8 protein-coding genes are annotated in these 6916 nt (G+C 53.9%); 6 read left to right on the plus strand and 2 right to left on the minus strand.

The annotated features are described in order from the left end of the window. The first annotated feature begins 16 nt into the window (after positions 1-16). The 6 genes from aroB (at position 17) to trpS (ending at position 5828) form a co-directional block, all read left to right on the plus strand. A complete protein-coding gene (gene aroB, locus AB7E14_RS02125) occupies positions 17-1105 on the plus strand; it encodes a 3-dehydroquinate synthase (protein WP_042998412.1) in 1089 nt (362 codons plus the stop codon). 96 nt (positions 1106-1201) lie between these two features. Beyond that, positions 1202-2482 (plus strand): cell division protein DamX, encoded by a 1281-nt coding sequence (gene damX / locus AB7E14_RS02130; RefSeq protein ID WP_316962330.1) that lies wholly within the window; start codon positions 1202-1204, stop codon positions 2480-2482. Between the two features lie 66 nt (positions 2483-2548). Then, positions 2549-3385 (plus strand): adenine-specific DNA-methyltransferase, encoded by an 837-nt coding sequence (gene dam / locus AB7E14_RS02135; protein WP_042998410.1) that lies wholly within the window; start codon positions 2549-2551, stop codon positions 3383-3385. Positions 3386-3402: 17 nt separating this feature from the next. Then, positions 3403-4080, plus strand: coding sequence for a ribulose-phosphate 3-epimerase (gene rpe, locus AB7E14_RS02140; protein WP_042998409.1), 678 nt, complete (start codon positions 3403-3405; stop codon positions 4078-4080). Further along, complete coding sequence (gene gph / locus AB7E14_RS02145; protein ID WP_316962329.1) at positions 4073-4831, plus strand: phosphoglycolate phosphatase; 759 nt, start codon at positions 4073-4075, stop codon at positions 4829-4831. The genes rpe and gph overlap by 8 nt, the downstream gene beginning before the upstream one ends. Further along, positions 4824-5828 (plus strand): tryptophan--tRNA ligase, encoded by a 1005-nt coding sequence (trpS, locus tag AB7E14_RS02150; RefSeq protein ID WP_316962328.1) that lies wholly within the window; start codon positions 4824-4826, stop codon positions 5826-5828. Before gph ends, trpS begins: the two co-directional genes overlap by 8 nt. 67 nt (positions 5829-5895) lie before the next feature. Here the strand turns inward: trpS and AB7E14_RS02155 are convergent, their stop codons facing one another. After that, positions 5896-6063 carry a DUF4223 family protein gene (locus AB7E14_RS02155; RefSeq protein ID WP_042998406.1) on the minus strand — a complete coding sequence of 56 codons (168 nt, stop codon included), beginning with the start codon at positions 6061-6063 and terminating at the stop codon, positions 5896-5898. A 247-nt stretch (positions 6064-6310) separates the two neighbouring features. Beyond that, the coding region (gene cobA / locus AB7E14_RS02160; protein WP_428169303.1) for a uroporphyrinogen-III C-methyltransferase at positions 6311-6916 on the minus strand (606 nt) is incomplete at its 5' end.

Below are 6916 nucleotides of genomic sequence, written 5' to 3' on the forward strand. Positions count from 1 at the left end.
AGGTGGATGTCGCGTCATGGAGAGGATTACCGTCACTCTCGGGGAACGTAGTTACCCTATCACCATCGCGGCTGGTTTGTTTAACGAACCAGCTTCATTCTTACCGCTGAAATCGGGCGATCAGGTTATGTTGGTCACCAACGAAACCCTGGCTCCCCTTTATCTTGATAAGATTCGCAGCGTACTTGAACAAGCGGGTGTGAACGTTGATAGCGTCATCCTGCCTGACGGCGAGCAGTACAAAAGCCTGACGGTGCTGGATACGGTATTCACCGCCTTGCTGCAAAAACCGCATGGTCGTGATACGACGCTGGTCGCACTGGGCGGTGGCGTCATTGGCGACCTGACCGGTTTTGCCGCTGCCAGCTATCAGCGCGGTGTGCGCTTCATCCAGGTCCCGACGACACTTTTGTCGCAGGTTGACTCCTCCGTTGGCGGTAAAACCGCCGTAAACCATCCCCTCGGCAAAAACATGATCGGCGCGTTTTACCAGCCGGCCTCCGTGGTGGTGGATCTCGACTGTCTGAAAACGCTCCCTGCCCGTGAACTGGCATCTGGTCTGGCGGAAGTGATCAAGTACGGCATTATCCTGGATGGCGAATTCTTTAGCTGGCTGGAAGAGAATCTGGATGCGTTACTGCGTCTGGACGGACCGGCAATGGCCTGGTGTATTCGTCGTTGTTGTGAGCTGAAAGCCGAAGTTGTTGCCGCAGACGAGCGCGAAACCGGCTTACGTGCTTTACTGAATCTGGGGCACACGTACGGTCATGCCATTGAAGCTGAAATGGGTTATGGCAATTGGTTACATGGTGAAGCGGTCGCAGCAGGTATGGTAATGGCTGCGCGGACGTCGGAACGTCTGGGGCAGTTTGCGCCAGAAGATACGCAGCGCATCATCACGTTACTTAAACGTGCCGGCTTGCCGGTCCACGGACCGCGCGAGATGTCCGCGCAGGCTTACCTGCCGCACATGTTGCGTGATAAAAAAGTGTTGGCGGGAGAAATGCGCTTAGTCCTTCCGCTGGCAATAGGGAAAAGTGAAGTACGCGGCGGCGTGTCGCATGAGGTGGTTCTTAACGCTATTGCTGATTGCCAGCAGGCGTAACAACAAGAAAGGCGGACTGATACGGCTCACGTATCGGCCATTTAGATTCAGGTTAGTTGCAACGTCGTAAGCATTAGCCTTTGAGTGGGGTGTTAAATGGATGAATTCAAACCAGAAGACGAGCTGAAACCCGATCCCAGCGATCGTCGTACTGGTCGTTCTCGTCAATCTTCAGAACGCGGTGAACCGCAGATCAACTTTGATGATGTTGATCTGGACGCTGACGATCGCCGTCCTGCGCGCGGGCGTAAAGAACGCCTTGATGAGCAAGAGAGGGAAGAGGATTACGAATCCGATGATGAAGAGTTCGTGGATGAAGAACGCGTCGAGCGTCGTCCGCGTAAGCGTAAAAAAGCCGCCGGTAAACCCGCTTCACGTCAGTACATGATGATGGGCGTGGGCGTGCTGGTCCTGCTGCTGCTGATCATCGGCATTGGCTCCGCGCTGAAAGCGCCTTCCACCCCGTCTTCAAGTGAACAAACGGCGTCTGGCGAGAAGAATATCGATCTCACCGGCAATGCCGCTGACCAGGCAAACGGCGCCCAACCCGCTCCGGGAAGCACTTCCGCTGAACAGGCTGCGGGTAACACGCAGCAGGATGTTTCTTTGCCACCAATTTCCTCCACGCCAACGCAGGGTCAAACGCCTGTGACCACAGAAGGTCAACAGCGTGTAGAAGTGCAGGGCGATCTGAACAATGCACTGACGCAACCGCAGGGTCAGGAACAGCTAAATAATGTGGCGGTAAACTCTACGCTGCCAACAGAACCGGCGACCGTTGCGCCCGTGCGTAATGGTACTGCGTCAAGCCAGACGGCGACGGCACCCGCCGCCAGCGCCCAGCGACCTGAACGTAAACAGGCTGTGATCGAGCCGAAGAAACCGCAGACCACCGCGAAAACGACGTCCGCAGCACCGAAACCGGCGGCTCAGCCTAAACGGGCTGAACCCGCAGCGCCTACGGCCACGACGACGCCAAAAGCGACGGTCAGCACCGCACCGGCACAGACAGCAGCGCCCGCGCAAACGCCAGCACCTGCTCAGACCACGCCAGCGGCAACGGCAGGTAGCGCATCTGGCGCTAAAAGCGCCGGTAACGTCGGATCGCTGAAGTCCGCACCGTCCAGTCATTACACCCTGCAGCTCAGCAGCTCTTCAAACTACGACAACCTGAATGGTTGGGCGAAGAAAGAGAATCTGAAAAACTATGTGGTGTATCAGACGACGCGTAACGGCCAACCGTGGTATGTTCTGGTGTCTGGCGTGTATGCCTCGAAAGAAGATGCGAAACGCGCGGTTTCCACGCTGCCAGCCGATGTGCAGGCAAAAAATCCGTGGGCCAAACCGTTGCATCAGGTACAGGCCGATCTGAAATAATGTTAAAGCGCAGGATGCTGTCGGAGCTTTCTCCACAGCCGGAGAAGGTGTAATTAGTTAGTCAGCATGAAAAAAAATCGCGCTTTTCTGAAGTGGGCAGGGGGTAAATATCCTCTGCTTGACGACATCAAACGGCATTTACCGCAGGGCGAATGCCTGGTCGAACCCTTTGTGGGTGCAGGGTCGGTGTTTCTTAACACCGACTTTTCTCGTTATATTCTTGCCGATATCAATAGCGACCTCATCAGTCTCTATAAGATCGTGAAGACCCGTACCGACGAGTACGTGAAGGCTTCCCGTGAACTGTTTAACCCGGAAACCAATCAGGCTGAGCTCTACTATCAGTTCCGTGAAGAGTTCAATGCCAGCCAGGATCCTTTCCGTCGTGCGGTTCTGTTCCTTTATCTGAACCGATATGGTTACAACGGCCTGTGCCGGTATAATCTGCGCGGTGAGTTTAACGTGCCGTTTGGACGTTACAAAAAGCCTTACTTCCCGGAAGCTGAGTTGTATCACTTTGCGGAAAAAGCGCAGAATGCGGAATTCCACTGCCTCTCATATGATGAGTGCATGGAGCAAGCGGATGCGAACTCGGTTGTCTATTGCGATCCGCCCTACGCCCCGCTGTCAGCAACGGCGAATTTCACCGCGTATCATACCAATAGCTTCAGCCCGAAAGAGCAGGCCCATCTGGCTAAAATGGCCGAAAAGCTGGTCAGTAAGCAGATCCCGGTGTTAATTTCGAACCATGACACGCCGGATACCCGCGAATGGTATAAAGCGGCGGAACATTTTCAGGTCAAAGTGCGGCGCAGTATAAGCAGCAACGGCGGCACACGTAAAAAGGTGGACGAACTGCTGGCTCTGTACAAACCAGGAGTCGTTTCACCCGCGAATAAATAATTCTCAAGGAGAAGCGGATGAAACAGTATTTGATTGCCCCCTCAATCCTGTCGGCTGATTTTGCTCGCCTGGGTGAGGACACCGCGAAAGCTCTGGCTGCCGGTGGTGACGTCGTGCATTTTGACGTCATGGACAACCACTATGTACCGAATCTGACCATGGGTCCGATGGTACTGAAATCCCTGCGTAAATATGGCATTACGGCTCCCATCGATGTGCATCTGATGGTGAAACCGGTCGATCGAATCATCCCGGATTTCGCAGCCGCGGGCGCCAGCATCATTACCTTTCATCCGGAAGCCTCCGAACACGTTGACCGATCGCTGCAACTGATTAAAGAGCACGGCTGTAAAGCCGGGCTGGTCTTCAATCCGGCGACACCATTAAGCTATCTGGACTATGTAATGGACAAGCTGGATGTGATCCTGTTGATGTCCGTTAACCCAGGTTTTGGCGGTCAGTCCTTCATTCCGCAAACGCTGGACAAACTGCGCGAAGTCCGTCGTCGCATTGACGAGTCGGGTTACGACATTCGCCTCGAAGTGGATGGCGGCGTGAAGGTGAGTAACATAGCTGAAATCGCCGCCGCAGGAGCCGATATGTTTGTCGCCGGTTCCGCCGTCTTCGATCAGCCAGACTACAAAAAAGTCATTGATGACATGCGCAGCGAACTGGCGAAGGTAAGTCATGGATAAATTGCAGGATATTCGGGGCGTTGCCTTTGACCTCGACGGAACGCTGGTGGACAGCGCGCCGGGATTGAGCGCCGCAGTGGACATGGCGCTGTATGCGCTGGAGCTGCCGGTTGCCGGTGAAGAGCGCGTCATTACCTGGATTGGTAACGGTGCTGATGTATTGATGGAGCGGGCGTTAACCTGGTCTCGTCAGGAGCGCGCCATACTGCGTAAGACGATGGGCAAGCCGCCGGTCGATGAAGATATTCCCGCCGAGGAGCAGGTCCGTATTCTGCGTAAGCTGTTTGACCGCTACTACGGAGATGTTGCAGAAGAAGGGACGTTTCTGTTCCCGGATGTCGCCGACACGCTGGGCGCACTGCACGCCAAAGGACTGCCGCTCGGTCTGGTGACCAACAAGCCGACGCCGTTTGTTGCGCCATTGCTCGATGCGCTGGATATCAGTAAATATTTCAGCGTCGTTATTGGCGGTGACGACGTCCAGAACAAAAAACCACATCCGGATCCGCTGCTGCTGGTGGCAAGTAAGCTCGGCATTGCGCCAGAGCAATTGCTCTTCGTGGGGGATTCGCGTAATGATATTCAGGCGGCAAAAGCCGCTGGCTGCCCGTCCGTTGGCCTCACCTATGGTTACAACTATGGTGAACCCATCGCGCTGAGCCAGCCAGACGTCATGTATGACCGCATTAATGAACTACTGCCCGCTCTCGGGCTTCCGCATAGCGAAAATCAGGAATCGAAAAATGACTAAGCCCATCGTTTTTAGTGGCGCACAGCCCTCAGGTGAATTGACCATTGGTAACTACATGGGTGCACTGCGTCAGTGGGTGAACATGCAGGATGATTACCATTGCATCTATTGCATCGTTGACCAGCATGCTATCACCGTTCGTCAGGATGCCCAGCAACTGCGTAAAGCGACGCTGGATACGCTGGCGCTCTACCTCGCGTGTGGTATCGATCCTGAGAAAAGCACCATTTTCGTTCAGTCTCATGTGCCTGAACATGCGCAACTGAGCTGGGCGCTGAACTGCTACACCTATTTTGGCGAACTGAGCCGTATGACCCAGTTCAAAGATAAGTCAGCGCGCTACGCTGAGAACATCAACGCTGGTCTGTTTGACTACCCGGTACTGATGGCAGCAGATATCCTGCTGTATCAGACCAACCTGGTGCCGGTGGGCGAAGACCAGAAACAGCACCTGGAACTGAGCCGCGATATCGCTCAGCGTTTCAACGCGCTGTATGGCGACATCTTCAAAGTTCCTGAGCCGTTTATTCCTAAATCAGGCGCCCGCGTGATGTCTCTGTTGGAGCCGACGAAAAAGATGTCCAAGTCGGACGACAACCGCAACAACGTGATTGGCCTGCTGGAAGATCCGAAATCGGTGGTCAAGAAGATTAAACGCGCGGTAACGGATTCCGAAGAGCCGCCGGTGGTGCGCTACGACGTGCAGAACAAGGCGGGCGTCTCTAACCTGCTGGATATTCTCTCCGCCGTGACCGGACAGAGTACTCCGGAACTGGAAAAACAGTTTGAAGGCAAGATGTATGGTCACCTGAAAGGCGAAGTCGCCGATGCGGTATCCGGCATGCTGACCGAGTTGCAGGAGCGTTATTATCGTTACCGTAACGACGAAGCCTTCCTGCAACAGGTGATGAAAGACGGCGCGGAAAAAGCGGGCGCGCGTGCATCAGCTACGCTGAAAGCGGTTTATGAAGCGATTGGTTTTGTTGCCAGGCCGTAACGGGAACGCGAAATGAAAAAACCGGGAGATTCCCGGTTTTTTTGTATCGGCGCAATGATCAGCGAGATTATTCTGCGGTCGGGCCGCAGCCGCCAATCATCTTAGAAATAGAAATGGCAGGGTGCAGAAGATAGTCATAAGAGCAGGTCTTATTACGGTTTTCGATGTGACCTGTACAAGCTGTCAGGGTTGCCAGTGCCGCACCTAAGAGTGCCATTTTGATAAACGTGTTCATTTACATTCCCTTTGTAAAAAATATAATTTTTTAACCATCAATTGAATTAGTGAATCTTAATTCGCTAACCGGGGTCGACGATAACGTAATCTATTTTTCGCGTCAGTAAGGGAATAGGCATGCAGGAGAGGTGGAAGGGGTAATCTTTTTAAAATTAATGAGTTAATGCAATGTCCGGATCTGGATCTTGTATTGTAGGGCCAAAAAGATAAGGCCAGGCGATGCTGACCTTACCGACAATTAAGGCTTAGTGATTAGAAAACCAGTTTAGTTTTTCACGTAATCCCACCACGCGCCCCACAATGATTAGCGCCGGGCTTGCCACCTGTGTTGCCAGTTCGCCGAGATTATTCAGTTCACCTTTGACTACCCGTTGTTTCACCGAGGTGCCGTTTTCAACCAGTGCGACCGGCATATCGGCCTGCATGCCAAATTCGATCAGTTTTTGCTGGATAGTGGCCGCCTGATTTAGCCCCATGTAAAACACCAACGTCTGTTTTTCTGCCGCCAGGTTTTCCCAGTCCAGTTCGCCGCCGGTCTTCAGGTGCCCGGTAACCAGACGTACGCTCTGGGCGTAGTCACGGTGGGTCAGCGGAACGCCGGAGTAGGCGGAACAGCCGGACGCCGCGGTAATTCCCGGCACCACGGAGAACGGAATACCGGCATGGCACAGTGTTTCCAGCTCCTCACCACCACGACCAAAGATAAACGGGTCACCGCCTTTCAGACGGACGACACGTTTGCCCTGTTGCGCTTCACGCAGCAGGATTTGGTTAATTTCCTCCTGCGGCACGCAGTGATAACCCGCGCGTTTACCGACAAACACACGGTCGGCGTCAGATCGGAAGAGCAC

Origin of the sequence: Citrobacter sp. (assembly GCF_050252275.1) — a bacterium.
GTDB lineage: Bacteria > Pseudomonadota > Gammaproteobacteria > Enterobacterales > Enterobacteriaceae > Citrobacter_A > Citrobacter_A amalonaticus.

What these genes read in the sequence shown, in the direction of transcription:
- damX (WP_316962330.1), top strand. Translation starts at nt 1,202, where the DNA reads ATGGATGAATTCAAACCAGAAGACGAGCTGAAACCCGATCCCAGCGAT.
- AB7E14_RS02155 (WP_042998406.1), bottom strand. Translation starts at nt 6,063, where the DNA reads ATGAACACGTTTATCAAAATGGCACTCTTAGGTGCGGCACTGGCAACC.
- trpS (WP_316962328.1), top strand. Translation starts at nt 4,824, where the DNA reads ATGACTAAGCCCATCGTTTTTAGTGGCGCACAGCCCTCAGGTGAATTG.
- aroB (WP_042998412.1), top strand. Translation starts at nt 17, where the DNA reads ATGGAGAGGATTACCGTCACTCTCGGGGAACGTAGTTACCCTATCACC.
- rpe (WP_042998409.1), top strand. Translation starts at nt 3,403, where the DNA reads ATGAAACAGTATTTGATTGCCCCCTCAATCCTGTCGGCTGATTTTGCT.
- gph (WP_316962329.1), top strand. Translation starts at nt 4,073, where the DNA reads ATGGATAAATTGCAGGATATTCGGGGCGTTGCCTTTGACCTCGACGGA.
- dam (WP_042998410.1), top strand. Translation starts at nt 2,549, where the DNA reads ATGAAAAAAAATCGCGCTTTTCTGAAGTGGGCAGGGGGTAAATATCCT.